Genomic DNA, 14964 nt, shown 5'->3' on the forward strand with positions numbered 1-14964 from the left:
CTGGGGCGATGCTCAAGGAAGTCAGCGCGACCCGTTACATCACGCCGTTGCGCGAGGGCGGTTCGCTGCCGGGGCTCGTCGAGGCGGACGACTTCGGGACCTACGTCATGAAGTTCACCGGCGCCGGGCAGGGCCGCAAGACGCTGGTCGCCGAGGTCGTCTGCGGTGAACTCGCCCGCAGGCTGGGCCTGCGCACGCCCCGCCTGGTGACGATCTCCCTCGACCCGGTGCTGGGGCTCGGCGAGCCCGAGCAGCAGGTGCAGGACCTGCTGCGCTCCAGCGGCGGCGCCAACCTCGGCATGGACTTCCTCTCCGGCGCCCTGGGGTTCGACCCGCTCGCCTTCGCCGTGAGCGCCGAGGAGGCCGGGCGGATCGTCTGGTTCGACGCGCTGGTGAACAACGTCGACCGCTCCTGGCGCAACCCCAACCTGCTGATGTGGCACGGCGAGCTGTGGCTCATCGACCACGGCGCCACCATGATCTGGCACCACAACTGGCCCGCCGCCGACGCCTCCGCGGCCCGCCCCTACGACGCCTCCGACCACGCGCTCGCCCGCTTCCGCCCCGATGTCGCGGGCGCCGCCGCCGACCTGGCCCGCCGCGTCACCGAGGACCTGCTGGCCGAGGTGACCGCGGAGATCCCGGACGCCTGGCTGGCCGACGAGCCCGGCTTCGCCGACCCCGACACGCTCAGACGGGCCTACGCGCGGCCCCTGCTCGCCCGGGCCGCCGTCGTCCACGAGCGCGTGACCGGCATCGAGGAGGGCAAGTGAGCGAGCGCCACATCCACATGGCCGGTCACGTGACCGAGCGCCACATCACCCGGGCCGGGCAGGGCGGCGACCGCGACGTGTTCGAGTACGCCCTGCTGCGCGTCGTCCCCCGCGTCGAGCGCGGCGAGTGCATCAACGCCGGGGTGCTCGTGTACTGCCGGGCCCGCTCCTACGTCGGCGCCCGCACCCACCTGGACGAAGCGAGGCTGCTCGCGCTCGACCCGGACGCCGACGTGGCCGGCGTCCGGGCGGCCCTGCGCGCGGTGGAGCGCGTGTGCGGCGGCGGCGACGAGGCGGGGCAGGCCGCCGGCGACGACGCCGGGCGGCGCTTCCGCTGGCTGATAGCGCCGCGTTCCACGGTCGTCCAGCCCGGACCGGTGCACACTGGGCTCACCGCCGATCCGGCGGCGGAGGCGGAGCGCTTGCTGGAGCTGCTGGTGAGGTAATGGATCACACCCGCCTCGTGTGGCGTTGACACCGGGTGCCAGGGCTTCTAGCGTCACGTCTGCCGAAGGTACTAAGCGGTCGCTCACCAAGCGGGCGTACTTTCTCAAGGGCGAGGAGAAGCAGCAATGTCCACCACTGAGCAGCGGGTCGCCGTGGTCACCGGCGGAGCGCGCGGCATCGGGGCCGCCACCGCCGTACGACTGGCCGCCGAGGGTCGCGCGGTCGCCGTGATCGACCTCGACGAGGCCGCCTGCAAGGACACCGTGGAGAAGATCACCGCGGCGGGCGGCAGGGCGATCGCCGTCGGCTGCGACGTCTCCGACGAGGCGCAGGTCGAGGCGGCCGTCGCGCGCATCGCCGAGGAGCTCGGCGCGCCGACGATCCTCGTCAACAACGCCGGTGTGCTGCGCGACAACCTGCTGTTCAAGATGAGCGTCTCGGACTGGGACACCGTCATGAACGTGCACCTGCGCGGCGCCTTCCTGATGTCCCGGGCGTGCCAGAAGCACATGGTCGACGCGCAGTTCGGACGCATCGTCAACCTGTCGTCGTCCTCCGCGCTCGGCAACCGCGGCCAGGTCAACTACTCCGCCGCCAAGGCCGGTCTGCAGGGCTTCACCAAGACCCTGGCCAAGGAGCTCGGCAAGTTCGGCATCACCGCCAACGCGGTCGCTCCCGGCTTCATCGCCACCGAGATGACCAAGGCCACCGCCGACCGCGTCGGCATGGGCTTCGAGGACTTCAAGGCCGCTGCCGCCACGCAGATCCCGGTGGCACGGGTCGGCGAGCCGGACGACATCGCCAACGCCGTCGCCTTCTTCACGGGCGAGGCGGCCGGCTTCGTCTCCGGCCAGGTGCTGTACGTCGCCGGCGGACCGCTCGACTAGGGACGAGGGAACATGACTGCAGAACTCTCCGGCAGGGTCGCCCTCGTCACGGGCGCCAGCCGCGGCATCGGCTACGGCATCGCCGAGGCGCTCGTCGCGCGCGGCGACCGGGTGTGCATCACCGGACGCAACGAGGAGGCCCTGAAGGAGGCCGTCGACAAGCTCGGCGCCGACCGGGTCATCGGCGTCGCGGGCAAGGCGCACGACCTCGACCACCAGGCCGAGGCCGTCGCGCGCACCATGGAGGCCTTCGGCCGCGTCGACCACCTGGTCAACAACGCCGGCACCAACCCGGTCTTCGGCCCGATCGCCGACCTCGACCTCGGCGTCGCGCGCAAGGTGTTCGAGACCAACGTCATCTCGGCGCTCGGCTTCGCGCAGAAGACCTGGCACGCCTGGCAGAAGGACAACGGCGGCACCATCGTCAACATCGCCTCCGTCGCCGGCCTCGCACCCTCGCCGTTCATCGGCGCGTACGGCGTCAGCAAGGCCGCGATGATCAACCTGACGCAGCAGCTGGCGCACGAGTTCGCGCCGAAGGTGCGGGTCAACGCGATCGCCCCGGCCGTCGTGAAGACCAAGTTCGCGGAGGCCCTGTACGAGGGCCGGGAGGCGGAGGCGGCCGCCGCCTACCCGCTCGGCCGGCTCGGCGTGCCCTCCGACATCGGCGGCGCGGCCGCGTTCCTCACCTCGGAGCAGTCCGACTGGGTCACCGGTCAGACGCTCGTCGTCGACGGCGGCATCTTCCTGAACGCCGGCGTCGCCTGACGCGAAGTATCCGCGACGGGCGCGGCCGTACGAATGCGGCGCCCGTCGCGGTGCGCGGAAAGACCACGGATCCCTGACAACGTCGTCAGAAGCACGCTGATCAAGCAGGCCGCGGACGGGCAGGTTCACCCGGCGTGGGGCTGCGGTATGGTCTGCCGTCCCTTGGTATGGCAGATCGAGGAGCGTGCGCGTGTTCAACCGGAACCGATGCCTGCGGAAGGTGGCGGCCATCGCGTCCATGTCGTCCCTGGTGGCCGGGTGTGGCGTCCTCTCGTCGGGCTCCTCCGACGACAAGGGCCCCATCGTCGTCGGGACGACCAGTGCCCCGAGCACCCTGGACCCCGCCGCCTCCTGGGACAGTTCCTGGGAACTGTTCCGCAACATTTACCAAACGCTCCTCAGCTACCCCACCGGCGCGACCAGCCCGCAGCCCGACGCGGCCGACAACTGCCGTTTCACGGACCGCTCGAACACGACGTACAGCTGCCAGCTGCGGGACGGGCTGAAGTTCTCCGACGGGCACGCGCTGGACGCCGAGGCGGTCAAGTACTCGATCGACCGGATCAGGACCATCAAGGTCAACGGCGGCCCCGAGGGCCTGCTGGGCAGCCTCGACCGCGTCCAGGCGCTGGGCGACAGGGAAGTCGTCTTCCACCTCAACAAGCCGGACGCGACCTTCCCGTTCGTGCTCGCCACGCCCGCCATGTCCATCGTCGACCCCGAGGAGTACCCCGCCGACTCCCTGCGCAAGGACGGCAAGGTCTTCGGCTCGGGGCCGTACACCCTGCGGTCCTACCAGGACGGCCAGAAGGCCGTACTCGCCAAGAACGGCAACTACAAGGGCTACGCCGACCGGAAGAACAGCGCGGTGACCATCCGCTACTTCCAGGACTCCGCCGAGATGGTCCGGGAGCTCAGGGCCGGCAATCTCGACGTCGCCTTCCGCGGCCTCAACGCCGACGACATAGTCAACCTGCAAAGACACGACAACGACGGCGCGCTCCAACTCGTCGACGGTGCGGGCACCGAGATCAACTACCTGGTGTTCAACCCGAAGGACTCCTGGGCCGGCAAGCTCGCCGTCCGCCAGGCCGTCGCCCAGGTCATCGACCGCGGCGCGATCGCGCACAAGGTCTACAAGGACACCGTCGAACCGCTGTACTCCATGGTCCCCAAGGGCCTGACCGGGCACACCACCGGATTCTTCGACGACTACGGCAGCCCCAGCCCCGCCAGGGCCCGGAAGATCCTCACCGAGGCGGGCATCACCCAGCGCGTCCCGCTCACCCTCTGGTACACCACCGACCGCTACGGCTCCTCCACCAAGCTGGAGTTCGAGGAGATCAAGCGGCAGTTGGACGACTCGGGCCTGTTCACGGTCACCCTCGAGAGCCGGCCCTGGAAGACGTACGTGACCGGCTACCAGAACGGCGAGTACCCGGTGTTCGGGCGCGGCTGGTTCCCCGACTTCCCCGACCCCGACAACTTCATCGCGCCCTTCGTCGGCGCCCAGAACGCGCTCGGCACGCCCTACCCGGCGCCCGAGATCACCAGCAAGCTGCTCCCGCAGTCCCGCAGCGAGAGCAACCGGGCCGAGGTGGTCAAGGAGTTCGAGCGGGCCCAGCAGATCCTGGTGAACGACGCCCGGCTGCTGCCCATCTGGCAGGGCCGCCAGTACGTGGCCGCCAGCGACGACATCTCCGGCGCGGAGCGGGCACTCGACCCGTCGACGATCATGATGATGTGGGCGCTGTACCGCAAGACCAGTTGGTAGGAGCCGGCCGTGCGGTCGGCGGGCCGATTGTCAGTGGCCGCCTGTAGGTTCTGAGACCTGGAAACGACCGCACACCGTAAGGAAGTTGACGTGACCGACATCGCCATGCTGCCCGAGTCCTGGCGCGGCGTCCTGGGTGACGAACTGCAGCAGCCCTATTTCAAGGAGCTGACGGAGTTCGTCGAGGAGGAGCGGGCGAAGGGTCCCGTCTACCCTCCGCGGGAGGAGGTCTTCGCCGCCCTCGACGCGACGCCGTACGACGCGGTGAAGGTCCTCGTCCTGGGCCAGGACCCGTACCACGGCGAGGGCCAGGGGCACGGGCTGTGCTTCTCGGTGCGCCCCGGCGTGAAGATCCCGCCGTCGCTGCGCAACATCTACAAGGAGATGCACCAGGAACTGGGCACGCCGATACCGGACAACGGCTATCTGATGCCGTGGGCCGAGCAGGGCGTGCTGCTGCTCAACGCGGTGCTCACGGTCCGCGGCGGCGAGGCCAACTCGCACAAGGGCCGGGGCTGGGAGAAGTTCACCGACGCGGTCATCCGCGCGGTGGCCGGCCGGCCCGACCCGGCGGTCTTCGTGCTGTGGGGCAACTACGCGCAGAAGAAGCTCCCGCTGATCGACGAGACCCGGCACATCGTCGTCAAGGGCGCCCACCCCTCGCCGCTGTCGGCGAAGAAGTTCTTCGGCTCCCGCCCGTTCACGCAGATCAACGAGGCGGTCGCGCGGCAGGGTCACGCCCCGATCGACTGGACGATCCCCGACCTGGGCTGACCGCCGTCGGGCCGGTTCCGGGCGGGACCGGCCCGCACCCGTGGGAAGGTCCCGCCGGGAGCCGTGGGAGGGTCCTGCCCGGCACCGTGGGAAGGTCCCGCCGGGAGCCGCGGCGCGGTCCAGCCCCATGCCCGGCCGGGGCCTGCGCAGGACGTGCCGCGCCGCCGATTCCGGCGCGATCCGCCGGGCAGGCACTAGGGTCCTCCTGGGCCCTGGCGTCGGAGGACCGGCCACGAGCGCGCGCGGAGGAGACGGTGGCGGAGCGACAGGAGCAGGCGGTGCCGGACGCCGTGATGACGCGGATCGGGCAGGTCGTCATGCTGCACCACGCGGGCGACCGCGAGGAGGCCCGCCACCGCTATCTGCGGCTGTGGGCGGAGATCGGCGAGGACGGCGACCCGCTGCACCGCTGCACGCTCGCGCACTACATGGCCGACGCCCAGGACGATCCCGCGGACGAGCTGGCCTGGGACCTGCGGGCGCTGACGGCCGCGGAGGAACTCAACCACGAGCGCCTCGCCGGGCACGCGGACGCGCCCGCGGTGCGAGCCCTCTACCCCTCCCTGCACCTCAACCTCGCGGCCGACTACGTCAGGCTCGGACGCGGCGGGCCGGCCCGCACCCACCTGCGCCTGGCCCGCGGGGCCGCCGAGGCGCTGGCGGACGACGGCTACGGAGAGGGCGTCCGGGCGGCGATCAGCCGGCTGGAACTGCGCCTGGAAGAGGGCGGCACCGCTCAATGGCCGTAGGTCCGCTCGCAGATCGCGGTCTCCGGGCTGTCCGCACGCCAGCCGCCGTACCTGCGCCCCAGGGCGCACACGTCCGCGCTCTTCACGGGAGCGGGGACGGGCGCCGCCGGGGCCTCGACGCGGGGACGCGCGGGGTGCGCCGGCCGAGGCTCGGCGCGGGGAGCCGGGCGCCGCTGTGACGGTCGCCGGGCCGGCGCCGGGGCCGTCGGCGCCGGCCGCCCCGCCGCCGGCCGGGTCCGCTCCGGTGCCCGGGCCGGCCGGGACGGGGAGGTCGTCGTCAGTGCCTCCCGGGCCGGCGCCTGCACGGTCCGCGGTTCCGGGCGGGGTGCCACGGGCGGTCCGGACGCGGGCGGGCGCTGGACCGTCACACAGCCGGCCAGAGCCGAGACGGCCACGGTGAGCAGGAGGGTTGCGGTGGTCGTCGTTCGATGCACCCGCGCCACGATGTCGAAGTCCGCGCGCCGGCGGACGCCGGACCGGCCCAGGATGCCCCGCACGGGTGATCTCCGCCCCCCTGCGGAGGGGCCGCGCGGGCCGCGGGTGACGTCAGTCGCCGGTCGCGCCGTCGAGGCGCTCGCGGATCAGGTCGGCGTGCCCGTTGTGCCGCGCATACTCCTCGATCATGTGGGTGTGGATCCAGCGCAGGTTGTACCGCTCGCCGGTGCGCCGGTGCCGGCCCCTGGACACCTCGTCCAGGCCGAAGCCGGCCGCATGGCGCCGGGCCGCCTCGATCTCGCCCTGCCAGACGGCGTACGCCTCCTGCCAGGTGTCCGCGTCCGTGACGTGGAAATCGCCGTCCGGGTCCTCGTCGCTGTAGTACAGCGGGCCGGCGACGTCGTCCGGCTCGTCGGCCAGCACCCTGCGGTACCAGGACCGCTCCACCTCGGCCATGTGCCGGACCAGCCCCAGCAGGGACAGCGCGGACGGCTCCGCCGCGGGGGTTCTGAGCTGGGCGTCGCTCAGGCCCTCGCACTTCCACGCGAGGGTCTGCCGGTGGTAGTCCAGCCAGCCCTCCAGCATGGTGCGTTCGTCGGCGGTGGTCGCAGGTTCCCTGCGCTCGGTCGTCATGACCGGCATCCTCGTCCAACGCCGCCGACGTCACCAGGGGTTTTCGGCACGGCGGAGGCGACGTGGACTCCGCCGGACACCCCGGCCCGCGGCCCCCGTATGCTTCCGGCAGGCACCGTCGGCAACTGCGGGAGGTAGGGCCGTGAAGGTCGGTTGCATCGGACTCGGCGACATCGCGCAGAAGGCGTACCTGCCCGTGCTCGGCGTGCTGCCCGGCGTGGAACTGCACGTGCAGACCCGTACGCCCGCCACGCTCGACCGGGTCGGCGACAGCCTGCACCTGCCGCCCGGCCGGCGCCACCGCGACCTCGACGGCCTGCTCGCCCAGGGCCTCGACGCCGCCTTCGTGCACGCGCCGACCGCCGTTCACCCCGAGATAGTGACCCGGCTGCTCCAGGCCGGCGTGCCGACGTACGTCGACAAGCCGCTCGCCTACGAACTGGCCGACTCCGAGCGGCTGGTGGAGTTCGCCGAGGAGCGGAACGTCGGCCTCGCCGTCGGCTTCAACCGGCGTTACGCCCCCGCGTACGCGCAGTGCGCCGAGCACCCGCGCGAGCTGATCCTGATGCAGAAGAACCGGGTCGGGCTGCCGGAGGAGCCGCGCTCGATGATCCTCGACGACTTCATCCACGTCGTGGACACGCTGCGCTTCCTGGTGCCCGGCCCCGTCGACGACATCGCCGTGCGCGCCCGCGTCGAGGACGGGCTGCTGCACCACGTCGTGCTGACGCTGGCCGGGGACGGTTTCACCGCGCTCGGCCTGATGAACCGGCTCAGCGGCTCGACCGAGGAGATCCTCGAGGTGTCCGGGCAGGACACCAAGCGGCAGGTGCTCAACCTCGCCGAGGTGATCGACCACAAGGGCCAGCCCACCGTGCGGCGGCGCGGCGACTGGGTGCCGGTGGCCCGGCAGCGCGGCATCGAGCAGGCCGTCCTCGCGTTCCTCGACGCGGTGCGGGCCGGCAAGGTGCTCAGTGCCCGTGATGCGCTGGAGACTCACGCACTGTGCGAGCGGGTGGTACACGCGGTGCTGGAGCGGAGCGCCTGAGCCGGATGCCGCGCAGGCCCTCGGCGGCGCACCAGACGGCCAGCACCAGGATCGCGCCGCGCACCGCCCAGTCCCCGTGGCGGGCGTACGGGGTGACGCCGTGCGCCAGCGGCACGTCGTACACGTGCGTGGTGTGGGCGTCGGTGCCCAGCCACGGGCCGACACGCTGCCCGCTCGGCCCGTAGACGGCGGAGACGCCCGTCAGGGTGGCGTGCACCATCGGGCGGCCGGTCTCCGCGGCGCGCAGCGCGGCCAGCGAGGCGTGCTGCTCGGGGGCCCAGCTGTGCTGGAACGTCGATGTCGCCGACTGCGCGACGAGCACCTCGGCGCCGTCCCGGGCGAGGTGGCGGCTCATGTCGGGGAACGCGGACTCGAAGCAGACCATCGGACCGACGCGCAGCCCGTGCCCGACGTTCATCACGACCTGCTCGGTGCCGCGCCTGCGGTCCTCGCCCGCCGCCTTGCCCACGGAGGTCGCCCAGCCGAGCAGGGAACGGGCGGGGATGTACTCGCCGAACGGCACCAGCCGCATCTTGTCGTAGCGCCGGCCGGTGAGGCCGTCCCGGCCGACGAGCACCGAGCTCTTGTAGATGCCGGGCTTGTCGGAGCGGCGGGCGTCCACGTTGACCAGGATGTCGGCGCCGGTCTCGCGGGCCAGCGCGGTGATCCTGCGCGTCAGGTCGGGCCGGGCGGCGAGGTCGTATCCGACGCTGCTCTCGCCCCACACGACCAGGTCGACGTCCTGTCCGGCGAGCCGGCGGGTGAGCGCTTCCTCGCGCGCGAAGCGCCGGTCGGCGCCCTCCATGACACCGGGCTGGACGACGGCTATCCGGACCCGGCCGTCGGTGTGCGGGCGCGGCGACCACACCCAGGCCGCGGAGGCCGCCACGGCGGTCGCGAGGAGACCGGCCACCGCGGGCACCCGCGACGCCCGGACCGACACGAGCACGGCGACCGCGACGTTCACGGCCACCACCAGGTAGCTGAGCAGCCACACCCCGCCGACCGACGCCAGCCGCAGCGCCGGCGCCACCTGCCACTGACTCGAGCCGAGCATGCCCCACGGCCCGCCCAGTCCCTGCCATGAGCGGACCAGCTCGACCATCAGCCAGCCCGCCGGCAGCACCAGCAGGGCGGCCGACGCCCGGGCCGGACCGGGCGCCCCGCCCAGGAGCCGGTGCACCAGCCAGCCCCAGGGCGCCCACAGGGCCCCCAGCAGCAGGGCGATCAGGAAGATGAAGACGTGCAGGCTCGGCAGCAGCCAGTGGTGCACGGCCACCAGGAAGCCGAACCCGCCCCACCAGCCGTTCCAGGCCGCGCGCCGCCCGGTCGGGGCGGAGCGGACGAGCACGATCCACGGGACCAGGGCCACGTAGGCGAACCACCACAGCGAGGGGGCGGGGAACGCGAACAGCGGCAGCGCGCCGGCCAGCGCGGCGATCACCGAACGGCGCCAGGGGGAGGTCCGCCAAGGGGAGGTCTGCCATCGACCGAAGATCTTCATATGGCGCCTCTCTACCCAGTGACGACTCCAGTGTGCGTGCAGCCGGTGATCTGTGACAGGGGACATCCGGCTCAGTCGGCGGTCCCGGCAGCCGAGGGCCGTGCGGGCAGGCGGCGCCACTTCTCCCGAACGACCACCTCGGTCAGCCGCCAGCCGTCGGAGGTGCGCAGCAGGGCGAAGTCGTACCGGCCGCCGCACACCAGGTCGGGTGCGGAGGAACCCTCGCCGTCCGCCGTGAACCGCATCGGGTTGACGTAGTCGGCCCGCACCCGGGCCGTGTCGCCGGCGTCCTGCTCCAGGACCCCGAAGCGCACCCGGCGGTTGACGATCAGATGCTGCCGCACCGGGAACAGCCGCATGCTCTCCGCGAGCCATTCGGCGACCTTCCCCGCGTCCCCCTCGACACCGCCGGCCGAGCGGTAGTCCGCCCGCCCGCCGGGTGCGAACAGCTTCCGGTACGCCGCCCAGTCCCCGTCGTCCACGGCCACCGCGTAGTCGGTGACCAGTTCGTCCACGGCCACCCGGTCCAGTACGGCTGCGAGCTCCACACGCTGCGTCATCGCCTCAGTGTTGAGCACACCGGGCCCCGGGCCAAGCGGGACGGCGACATTCGGTGGCGGGACGGCGTCACCCCGGTGCCGACGCGGGGCGCGGGCGGTAGAGTCGGCTCGCCCGGTGCGGGCCGGGGACGCGTGCCGTCGAGGGGGATCACATGGCTGTGTTCTGCGCATTGGCCGCGGGGGTCACCCTCTGCGGTGTGCTGCTCGACGCCGGCGTCATCAGCAGCGGCTGGGCGGTGCTGGCGGTGTTCGTCGCGGTCACCGGCGGAATGACGGTCATGTTCCTGGCCATGGAGAGCTGGGCGGAAGGCGGTGGCAGCGCGCCGTCGGGCAGTGACTCGGACGGCGGTTACAGCTGCGGCGGGGGCAACGACTACTGACCGCCGTCGCTCGCGTCCTGCCCGGGCGGATCGGCCAGGAGCCGTTCGAAGGCGGTGGGCCGGGGGCGGGCGGTCAGGAACTCCTTGATGCGTGCGGCGCACTCGCCGGGCGTGAGGCGGCTCGTGTCGCACTCCACGTCGTGGACGCCGTGCGCGTGCACCTGCTGCATCTGGCGTGCGGCGAGGCCGGGCGGCCGGTCGCCGCGGGCGCGTTCGCGGCGCTCCAACTCCTCGGCCGGACAGTGCACTTTGACCAGAACCACGTCCTGCGGCACCAGTACCGACAGGCAGTCCCGCAGCCGCCACTCGGCGCTCAGCACATGGTCCATGACGACGTTGTTGCCGGCGGCGGCCATCCCGGCGACCGCCCGGTGATAGCCCTGCCAGGTGCGGTGCAGGACGATGTCCAGCTCGTCCGGCGGTACGGGGACCGGTGAGCGCATCGCATGGAAGGCGTCGACCGGCATGTGGAAGTACGGCTCGTCGAGGATCCGCAGCAGCTCGGCCGCGATGGTCGACTTGCCCGAGCTCGATGTGCCGTTCAGGAAGACGACGACGCCGCGACGGTCCGGAACGTGGGTGAGGTGCCGCATGCGGTGTCTGCCGGTCCCCTTATCTTCTTTCTCGGGCCTCAGGCCGCTTCGATGACGTCGGCCCGGATGGCGGCCGCCCACTCGACGACCAGCAACTCGTACTCCGCGCGCTCCTGGGCCGACAGGGAGCCGCCCGCGCGCATCCACAGGGCGCGGATCTGCTCGTTCACCTCGGCAGCAGGCCGCACGGAACCAGGGGCCACGGAATCGGGGGACATGCGCCCCAGCCTAGGGGCAAGAACTGACACTGCGCTACCGGGCGGCTACGCATCCCGTATGCATTTCGTCACGAACTCTCGGTCGGCCGTTTGGATCCGGCCGGTCCGGAAGCGGCTGGTTCATGACGCATCCGAGGGTGACGCCGCTGGTCAGGGGCGCGTGGGTGGCGAGGGCGGGGGTGTGGCGGGGTGGGTGGTACGGGGTGGCGTACGCCCGTGGCGAGGTGGTGTGCGCCACGGCGCGCGGAGGCCGAGGCGCGCCGTTCTCCGTCAGCCGGCCGACTCCGCCGCGTGCGGGCTCAGCACGCCCGCCGCCACCAGGGCGATGATGACGATGCCGAGGACGACGCGGTACCAGACGAACGGCATGAAGCTCTTGGTCGAGATGAACTTCATGAACCAGGCGATCACGGCGTACCCGGAGGCGAAGGCGATCACCGTGGCGAAGAGGGTGGGACCCCAGGAGACGTGGTCGCTCTCCATCGCGTCCTTGAGCTCGAAGAGGCCGGAGGCGAGCACGGCCGGAATGGCGAGCAGGAACGAGTAGCGGGCCGCCGCCTCGCGCCGGTAGCCCATGAACAGGCCGCCGCTGATGGTGGCGCCGGAGCGGGAGACGCCCGGGATCAGCGCCATCGCCTGGCATATGCCGAAGATCAGGCCGTCCTTCACCCGCAGGTCGTCGAGTGTCTTGCGCTGCTTGGGCGCGCGGTGCCGTCCGCTGCTCTCGTCGCGCGCCGCCATCCGGTCGGCGATGCCGATCACCACGCCGACGACGATCAGCATCGTGGCGGTGACCCGCAGATCGCGGAACGGCCCCTCGATCTGGTCCTTGAACAGCAGGCCGAGCACACCGATCGGGATCGAGCCGACGATCACCAGCCAGCCCATCTGCGCGTCGTGGTCCTCGCGCATCGCCTTGTCGGTGAGCGAGCGCGCCCAGGCCCAGATGATCCGCCCGATGTCCTTGCGGAAGTAGATGAGCACGGCGGCCTCCGTCCCGATCTGGGTGATCGCGGTGAAGGCGGCGCCCGGGTCCTTCCAGCCGGAGAAGGCGGCGGTCAGCCGCAGGTGCGCGCTGGAGGAGACGGGGAGGAACTCGGTCAGCCCCTGGACGAGTCCGAGGATGAGGGATTCAAACCAAGACATGGAGGAAGCGGGTCCAAGTGCTGATCGCGGCCAGGGAATTCGGGCAGGTTTCGGACACACGGCGTCCCGGGTGCGGTGATCACGTGTGTCCAGGGCAGCCTAGCGTCCCCGGGTGACAGCCCTCGCACAGGGGCTCGAACGGACGGGTGTGCGGGGGAGCGGGCAGGCGTTCGGGGGGGGCGGGCGCGGGGCGGAGGGGAACTCGCGCGGGGGCCGGCGCCGGCCCGGTCCGCGTGCCTTCCGCGGCGGGCGGATCATCGGCCCCGACGCCGGGGGTCCGCAACGAGCCGTTCGCCGCCGTCGCCCCGTCGTGGGCCTTCTGCGACGAACTGGTACTCCCTCCCGGCGAGTCCCTCACGCGCCGCTACCGGATCGTGGTGGCCGACGGCGTCTGGGAGCGGGCGGAGATCGCCGGGTACCTGGCGGCGCACCCCTGGTGACCGCGCGGGCCTGACGCGGCTCAGGCGGCGGACGGGCCCGCCACCGTCCAGCCGGGCGCCTGCGGGTGGGCGGTGAGGTCCTCGTGGCGGACCGTCTCGCCGCAGGACCGGCAGGTGACGACCGGGACCAGTTCCTCGCCGCATACGTGCTCCAGCACCATGGGGCGGTCGCCGTCCCCGCGGAGGTGGCGGTCGCCCCACGCCATGAGGGTCATCAGCACCGGCTCCAGGTCGGTCCCCGCCTGGGTGGGCACGTACTCGAAGCGCTGCGGCCGCTCGCTGTAGACGCGCTTGGTGAGGATCCCGGCGTCGACGAGCCGGCGCAGCCGGGTGGCCAGGACGTCGCGCGGGGCGCCGATGTTGCGCACCAGTTGGTCGAACCGGCCGTTGCCCAGGCAGACCTCCCGCAGGACCAGCAGGGAGTACTTCTCGCCGACGAGCGCCAGGGCGTCGGCGATGGAGCAGGGGCGCGGATCTTTGGTGGCGGCCATGGCCTCCAGTCTAAGTGCGGACCGAAGAGGGTTCGGATTTCAAACTTATAGGGTTTGTTTTTCCAACTCTACTGGTTATGGTGGGTCCAGATTTCCTACTCACAGGTAACCGAACAGCGAGCCGGACAGGTGACCGTCCAGGTGACCGCTCCGAACGGAGGCCCGCAGCATGCGTGACGCAGTCATCGTCGAAGCCGTACGCACCCCCATCGGCAAGGGCAAGCCCAACGGCGCCCTCGCGCACGTCCACCCCGTGGAGCTCCTCGCCCACACCCTGCGCACCCTGGTCGAACGCTCGGGCGTCGACCCGGCGCTGATCGACGACGTGATCGGCGGCGCCGTCGACCAGGTCGGCGAACAGGCCATGAACACCACCCGCTACGCCGCCCTGTCGGCGGGCCTGCCGGAGTCGGTCCCGGCGACCACGGTGGACCGCCAGTGCGGCTCCTCCCAGCAGGCCGTGCACTTCGCCGCCCAGGGCGTGATCTCCGGCGCGTACGACATCGCCGTCGCCTGCGGCGTCGAGTCGATGAGCCGCGTGCCGATGTGGTCCAACGTGCCGCCCGGCAAGGACCCCTTCGGCCCGGGTGTCGCCGGGCGCTACCCGGAGGGGCTGGTCCCGCAGGGCATCAGCGCCGAGCTCATCGCCGCCAAGTGGTCGATCACGCGCGAGCAGATGGACGCCTTCGCGGTGTCCTCGCACCGGAAGGCCGCCGCGGCCTGGAGCGCGGGCCTCTTCGACGCCGAGGTCGCACCGCTGGACGGCGTCGCCCGCGACGAGTGCGTACGCCCGGACAGCACCCCGGAGATCCTCGCCGGTCTCAAGCCCGCCTACTACGACCCCGCCTTCGCCGAGCGCTTCCCGCAGATCGAGTGGAACGTCACCGCGGGCAACGCCAGCCCGGTCAACGACGGTGCCTCCGCGGTGCTCGTCACCTCCGGCGAGACCGCCGCCCGCCTCGGCCTGCGCCCGCTCGCCCGTCTGCACAGCTTCGCCGTCACCGGCTCCGACCCGCTGCTGATGCTCACCGGTGTCGTGCCCGCCACGGAGAAGGTGCTGCGCAGGGCCGGCCTGACCCTCGACGACATCGACCTGTTCGAGGTCAACGAGGCGTTCGCCGGCGTCGTCCTGGCCTGGCAGCAGGAGACCGGCGCCGACCTCGGCAAGGTCAACGTGCACGGCGGCGCCATCGCCCTCGGGCACCCGCTCGGCGCGAGCGGCACCCGGCTGACGAGCACGCTCGTGCACGCGATGCGCGAACGCGGCGCCCGCTACGCCCTGCAGACCATGTGCGAGGCGGGCGGCCTCGCCAACGCGATGATCCTGGAAGCGGTCTGACCGCT

17 protein-coding genes and 1 pseudogene are annotated in these 14964 nt (G+C 72.0%); 11 read left to right on the plus strand and 7 right to left on the minus strand.

Going from position 1 to position 14964, the window contains the following annotated elements; genetic code table 11:
• Positions 1-8 precede the first annotated feature (8 nt).
• From VKA29_RS09410 to VKA29_RS09440, 7 genes are all read left to right on the plus strand, one after another.
• Positions 9-773, plus strand: coding sequence for a HipA family kinase (locus tag VKA29_RS09410; RefSeq protein WP_324784833.1), 765 nt, complete (start codon positions 9-11; stop codon positions 771-773).
• Positions 770-1219, plus strand: coding sequence for a DUF3037 domain-containing protein (locus VKA29_RS09415; protein ID WP_324784834.1), 450 nt, complete (start codon positions 770-772; stop codon positions 1217-1219). The genes VKA29_RS09410 and VKA29_RS09415 overlap by 4 nt, the downstream gene beginning before the upstream one ends.
• Positions 1220-1345: 126 nt before the next feature.
• The gene (gene fabG / locus VKA29_RS09420; RefSeq protein WP_324784835.1) at positions 1346-2107 is read left to right on the plus strand and encodes a 3-oxoacyl-ACP reductase FabG; all 762 of its coding nucleotides are present in this window, start codon (positions 1346-1348) and stop codon (positions 2105-2107) included.
• Positions 2108-2119: 12 nt separating this feature from the next.
• A complete protein-coding gene (locus VKA29_RS09425) occupies positions 2120-2875 on the plus strand; it encodes an SDR family oxidoreductase (RefSeq protein ID WP_324784836.1) in 756 nt (251 codons plus the stop codon).
• A gap of 190 nt (positions 2876-3065) precedes the next feature.
• Positions 3066-4649, plus strand: a complete 1584-nt coding sequence (locus VKA29_RS09430; protein WP_324784837.1) for an ABC transporter substrate-binding protein — start codon at positions 3066-3068, stop codon at positions 4647-4649.
• Positions 4650-4739: 90 nt separating this feature from the next.
• Complete coding sequence (ung, locus tag VKA29_RS09435; protein ID WP_324784838.1) at positions 4740-5423, plus strand: uracil-DNA glycosylase; 684 nt, start codon at positions 4740-4742, stop codon at positions 5421-5423.
• 254 nt (positions 5424-5677) lie between these two features.
• On the plus strand, positions 5678-6172 hold the full coding sequence (locus VKA29_RS09440; protein WP_324784839.1) for a hypothetical protein: 495 nt from the start codon (positions 5678-5680) through the stop codon (positions 6170-6172).
• A 546-nt stretch (positions 6173-6718) separates the two neighbouring features.
• On the opposite strand, the gene VKA29_RS09445 is transcribed toward VKA29_RS09440, so the two are convergent.
• Positions 6719-7240 carry a DinB family protein gene (locus tag VKA29_RS09445; protein ID WP_324784840.1) on the minus strand — a complete coding sequence of 174 codons (522 nt, stop codon included), beginning with the start codon at positions 7238-7240 and terminating at the stop codon, positions 6719-6721.
• A gap of 142 nt (positions 7241-7382) precedes the next feature.
• Between VKA29_RS09445 and VKA29_RS09450 the strand changes: the two genes are divergently transcribed.
• Positions 7383-8288: a Gfo/Idh/MocA family oxidoreductase gene (locus VKA29_RS09450; RefSeq protein WP_324784842.1), complete on the plus strand. Its 906-nt coding sequence runs from the start codon at positions 7383-7385 to the stop codon at positions 8286-8288.
• Here the strand turns inward: VKA29_RS09450 and lnt are convergent.
• Both lnt and VKA29_RS09460 read right to left on the minus strand, forming a co-directional pair.
• Positions 8212-9792 (minus strand): apolipoprotein N-acyltransferase, encoded by a 1581-nt coding sequence (gene lnt / locus VKA29_RS09455; RefSeq protein WP_324784843.1) that lies wholly within the window; start codon positions 9790-9792, stop codon positions 8212-8214. The genes VKA29_RS09450 and lnt overlap by 77 nt on opposite strands.
• A 71-nt stretch (positions 9793-9863) precedes the next feature.
• Positions 9864-10352: a nuclear transport factor 2 family protein gene (locus VKA29_RS09460; RefSeq protein ID WP_324784844.1), complete on the minus strand. Its 489-nt coding sequence runs from the start codon at positions 10350-10352 to the stop codon at positions 9864-9866.
• Positions 10353-10504: 152 nt separating this feature from the next.
• Between VKA29_RS09460 and VKA29_RS09465 the strand changes: the two genes are divergently transcribed.
• Entirely contained in the window at positions 10505-10732 is a 228-nt protein-coding gene (locus VKA29_RS09465; protein ID WP_324784845.1) for a hypothetical protein, read from the plus strand.
• Here VKA29_RS09465 and VKA29_RS09470 read toward each other — a convergent pair.
• The 3 genes from VKA29_RS09470 to VKA29_RS09480 form a co-directional block, all read right to left on the minus strand.
• Positions 10726-11325, minus strand: a complete 600-nt coding sequence (locus tag VKA29_RS09470; RefSeq protein ID WP_324784846.1) for a chloramphenicol phosphotransferase CPT family protein — start codon at positions 11323-11325, stop codon at positions 10726-10728. The genes VKA29_RS09465 and VKA29_RS09470 overlap by 7 nt on opposite strands.
• Positions 11326-11363: 38 nt before the next feature.
• Positions 11364-11543 carry a hypothetical protein gene (locus VKA29_RS09475; RefSeq protein WP_324784847.1) on the minus strand — a complete coding sequence of 60 codons (180 nt, stop codon included), beginning with the start codon at positions 11541-11543 and terminating at the stop codon, positions 11364-11366.
• Between the two features lie 270 nt (positions 11544-11813).
• Positions 11814-12689: an undecaprenyl-diphosphate phosphatase gene (locus VKA29_RS09480; protein WP_324784848.1), complete on the minus strand. Its 876-nt coding sequence runs from the start codon at positions 12687-12689 to the stop codon at positions 11814-11816.
• Between the two features lie 272 nt (positions 12690-12961).
• Between VKA29_RS09480 and VKA29_RS09485 the strand changes: the two are divergent.
• Positions 12962-13129: pseudogene (locus VKA29_RS09485) on the plus strand (DUF6807 family protein); the annotation flags it as partial.
• Between the two features lie 20 nt (positions 13130-13149).
• On the opposite strand, the gene VKA29_RS09490 reads toward VKA29_RS09485, so the two are convergent.
• Positions 13150-13620 carry a helix-turn-helix domain-containing protein gene (locus VKA29_RS09490; RefSeq protein ID WP_324784849.1) on the minus strand — a complete coding sequence of 157 codons (471 nt, stop codon included), beginning with the start codon at positions 13618-13620 and terminating at the stop codon, positions 13150-13152.
• 169 nt (positions 13621-13789) lie between these two features.
• Here VKA29_RS09490 and VKA29_RS09495 point away from each other — a divergent pair, with 169 nt between their 5' ends.
• Positions 13790-14959, plus strand: coding sequence for a thiolase family protein (locus VKA29_RS09495; RefSeq protein ID WP_324784850.1), 1170 nt, complete (start codon positions 13790-13792; stop codon positions 14957-14959).
• Positions 14960-14964 lie beyond the last annotated feature (5 nt).

This window comes from Streptomyces sp. H51 (assembly GCF_035656535.1).
Classification (GTDB): Bacteria; Actinomycetota; Actinomycetes; order Streptomycetales; family Streptomycetaceae; genus Streptomyces.

Coding starts and splice junctions, on each gene's coding strand:
- VKA29_RS09410 (WP_324784833.1), top strand. CDS start 9: ATGCTCAAGGAAGTCAGCGCGACCCGTTACATCACGCCGTTGCGCGAG.
- fabG (WP_324784835.1), top strand. CDS start 1,346: ATGTCCACCACTGAGCAGCGGGTCGCCGTGGTCACCGGCGGAGCGCGC.
- VKA29_RS09425 (WP_324784836.1), top strand. CDS start 2,120: ATGACTGCAGAACTCTCCGGCAGGGTCGCCCTCGTCACGGGCGCCAGC.
- VKA29_RS09445 (WP_324784840.1), bottom strand. CDS start 7,240: ATGACGACCGAGCGCAGGGAACCTGCGACCACCGCCGACGAACGCACC.
- lnt (WP_324784843.1), bottom strand. CDS start 9,792: ATGAAGATCTTCGGTCGATGGCAGACCTCCCCTTGGCGGACCTCCCCC.
- VKA29_RS09460 (WP_324784844.1), bottom strand. CDS start 10,352: ATGACGCAGCGTGTGGAGCTCGCAGCCGTACTGGACCGGGTGGCCGTG.
- VKA29_RS09465 (WP_324784845.1), top strand. CDS start 10,505: ATGGCTGTGTTCTGCGCATTGGCCGCGGGGGTCACCCTCTGCGGTGTG.
- VKA29_RS09470 (WP_324784846.1), bottom strand. CDS start 11,325: ATGCGGCACCTCACCCACGTTCCGGACCGTCGCGGCGTCGTCGTCTTC.
- VKA29_RS09475 (WP_324784847.1), bottom strand. CDS start 11,543: ATGTCCCCCGATTCCGTGGCCCCTGGTTCCGTGCGGCCTGCTGCCGAG.
- VKA29_RS09480 (WP_324784848.1), bottom strand. CDS start 12,689: ATGTCTTGGTTTGAATCCCTCATCCTCGGACTCGTCCAGGGGCTGACC.
- VKA29_RS09490 (WP_324784849.1), bottom strand. CDS start 13,620: ATGGCCGCCACCAAAGATCCGCGCCCCTGCTCCATCGCCGACGCCCTG.
- VKA29_RS09495 (WP_324784850.1), top strand. CDS start 13,790: ATGCGTGACGCAGTCATCGTCGAAGCCGTACGCACCCCCATCGGCAAG.